We start from the raw sequence: 3,247 nt of genomic DNA on the forward strand, positions 1-3,247 counted from the left end.
TGGTGTTCGGATGGAACGACCAGTCCGACGGCTATCGCACCGGCGTGGTGTGGCAAAACGGACAACCGACTGATCTGGTCGACGCTGACAACAATCCGGTCGGCGGAGCCGAGGCGTCCAATGCAGACGGCAGCGTGGTGGTCGGTGGCGGTTACTACACCGGGAACGGCAGCGAGGCGTGGCGCTGGACCGCCGCCACCGGCACGCAGGCGATCGGCATCCTGCCGAGCTTGCGCGCGCCGGCGCGACCGGATCATTCCGGTCGGCAATCGGCGCGCATGGATCAGACAAAACCGTCGACATCGCTCGCGCCGAACGGTTTTCTGCCGCCCGAGTCGTTCGCGTTTGCGGTGAGCGACGACGGCAACATCATTGTCGGCGCGAGCGGCGTGTGGCCGATACGCACCGCCAGCATCTGGACGCCGGACACCGGCTTGATGGCGTTGTCCGACTATGTGACCGCACGCGGCGTGATGATTCCCGACGGCTGGTTGCTTGCCGCAGCCACCGCCATTTCCGCCGACGGAAAAACGATCGGTGGCTGGGGCATCAATGCGGCCGGCAACATGGCGGGGTTCGTGGTCGACCTTCATTCCAGCGAAACCAGCGACGCGATTCTCGAAGCACACGGCACCATTGCCTCGAATGACCTGACCAGCGGGCCGTTCGCCGGCATCGCCGTCGGAACCAATGTCACGTTGTCGGTCGTGCTATCGCCCGATGGCGTCGAGGCGGATCCCTCGCACGCGACCAGCTACCCGCTGCGCCTTGAAACGTTCCATTTGCAGGCCGGCGCCGCCACCGAAACCCTCGTCCCGACCGTCAACGGTCCGAGTGTGATGCTGACGAACGATTACCCGAAGTCCGACGGCATCCACCTGTTCGCAACGCCGACGGCGTCGGGTCAGGCATTCGAGTTCGAGCTGTTCAACCCGGGTGGAGACCTGTTCGATTCCGATGATTTGAATCGCATCAACCGCACGTTTGGTCCGGAGTTCTTCGAGAAGACGTCGTGGATGATCGAGGATGGCGACCACCTCATGTATATCCAGCTCGACAGCGTCAGCATCCACGACGTGATGCCGGATGCAATTTTTGCGAACGGATTCGACTGAGCCGCGGATGCGCAGCGCCGCCGACGATCAACGCGGCGGCGCTGCGATGGATCCGCGGGAAACGCGCCGGAACTGCGAACGACGGCTCGCATCCGTCATCTGGGTTTCCCGTCGCGCGAACGAAAAATCGCCACGCGATTTGTCTTGGGCGGTTCCATCGGCTCGAGCCAGGTTTCGCGCGCGATCACGTCGCCGCACGGCCCATACGCGCACACGCGAATGGCACGATGATTGGCCTCTCCCTGCAACGCATCGAGGACACATCGCAGGATCGAACCGCTGAATGGCGTGTAGAGGTAGAACAGCGTGCCGGTCGAGAAATCCGCATCGCGCGCATCCTGCCGGATGAATTGGATACGGTCGAGATTCAGCGCAGCTGCGCATTGCCGGGCTCGCGTGAAGTAGGCCGTCTCCCGTTCGATGCCGACTGCGCGCGCCGGTGTGCACAACGCGATCATCAATGGAACGTGGCCGAGGCCGGAGCCCAGATCCACCACCACATCGTCAGCACAAGGCGCAGTCCGTCGGATCAGATCGAACACGTGACGCGCAGGCGTCGGCTGATAAAACACCATCTCGGGTGGGGTTTCGCCGACATCGTCCGGCGGCGCAAATGGAAGAACGCCTGCCAGCAGATCGTCGAGATGATCATACCCTTCGGTATCGATCGGACCGTGCGGCATCGCCAATCGCATCAGGCGCTCGCCGCCATGTCCGGCTTGCAGGGTGTCGCGAAGTACGTCGTGCACACGACGGTTCACCGTCTCCAGTCGTGCCCGCAACGCAATGGCGCGACGATCAAGATCCGTGTGTTCCGCGACGCAATCGAACACGCGTGGAAAGCAGGTCTCGATCCGGTCGAGCACTTCGGCGCGTCCGCGCAGGCGATCCGGATCGTCGAGCGAGTCGTCGCGCTCCATCGCCTCAATCCATTCCTCCCACATCTTCAGACGGTCACTCCTGCAGTCCGGTCGCGCGTCACGCGGCCGCGCATGCGCCGGATCATCGCGCGAAGCCTGTGGTGAAGATACCCGCAAGCCTGTGGATTTCCAAAGTGCCGCGCATGCTTCGAGCTTCCACGAGTAACACGCATTTGCGCGAGCGCACGATGTCGGACTGACGGCGTCGCCGCTTGACGTTCCGGTGGCGCTGGGCAGTTGGCTCCGATCGTGTCGGCCGTCACGAGCAACAGCACGTCGTCAACAGTCGAGTACGCATTCGCTGCGGACGCGAATGCCGGCATCAGGGACTCGCTCGCGCTGGGTCGAACGGGCGCTGCTGCGCCGGGTTGTGCGCTATAAGCGCTGCGCGGTGGGAGGAACGATCGCAGGGCGCGCGATCGACGTCGTGAGGAACCCAGCGATCCGCTGACGACGTGCGGACGCGCCTTCGCACGAGTCGATCGGACTTCTCGCAAAACCGTGATTCATCGGCGCAGATGAAGCGTGCGTCCCGCCGCCACAAGCCCGGCACCGAGCGTGAGAAGGGCGAGCAGTGACAGAGATCCGTTCGAGAGCGTCGGCGCAGGCAAGGCCGTTTCTTCACCGGTGCCAAGGGGAGAAGAAACCGCGGTCGTTACGTCGTCAAACGCGTAGTTGAAGCCGCCTTCGGTGATATGGAAGCTCACCGACTCCAACCCATCCGCATCGTAGAAAGCAACGAACGTCCCGCCGTTCGGCGCTCCGTCGCTTGTGACATCCGTTTGAAGCGTTCCACTCTCACCCGACACCGTGATGTGGACTGTTTCCTGGCCCGAAATATAAAGGCGCGCAGACCACGTCGTCGTTGCCAATGGGAACTGCTCGAAGACGCCGTCGGAGATCTGCGTGTCGAGACATGCATTGGAGCCGCCGATATCGCACCACGGGGCCAAATCGATTGAGCCCGTTCCAACATAGACGCCGTTGACGATTTGCAACGGCGAGGGTTGCACGCCCTGGGCAAGCGCATCGAACGTTTCGATCAACGCGTGCTCATTGGAGTATCCATGGGTGTACTGGCGTTCGGTGATTTGTACCGGTGCCGCGCTGGAGGTTCGAACGCATGCGAGGCCGAGTAACGCGATGGTGCCGATGGAAATGCGGATCATGATGGCGTCCCTGTTCAATGCCCGGTGACAGTCGCGCGCAGTC

Annotated in this window: 3 protein-coding genes; 1 reads left to right on the forward strand and 2 read right to left on the reverse strand. The window is 62.8% G+C overall.

Features of this window, described 5'->3' with window-relative positions; translation table 11 throughout:
* Window positions 1–1,115 (forward strand): hypothetical protein (locus ABIV12_RS14300; RefSeq protein ID WP_348060471.1); only part of this gene is annotated, 1,115 nt, incomplete at its 5' end.
* Between the two features lie 95 nt (window positions 1,116–1,210).
* Here the strand turns inward: ABIV12_RS14300 and ABIV12_RS14305 are convergent.
* Window positions 1,211–2,035, reverse strand: a complete 825-nt coding sequence (locus tag ABIV12_RS14305; RefSeq protein WP_348060473.1) for a hypothetical protein — start codon at window positions 2,033–2,035, stop codon at window positions 1,211–1,213.
* 506 nt (window positions 2,036–2,541) lie between these two features.
* Window positions 2,542–3,204 carry a hypothetical protein gene (locus ABIV12_RS14310; protein ID WP_348060475.1) on the reverse strand — a complete coding sequence of 221 codons (663 nt, stop codon included), beginning with the start codon at window positions 3,202–3,204 and terminating at the stop codon, window positions 2,542–2,544.
* Window positions 3,205–3,247: the final 43 nt, after the last annotated feature.

It is taken from the genome of Dokdonella sp. (assembly GCF_039926425.1).
Classification (GTDB): Bacteria; Pseudomonadota; Gammaproteobacteria; order Xanthomonadales; family Rhodanobacteraceae; genus Dokdonella_A.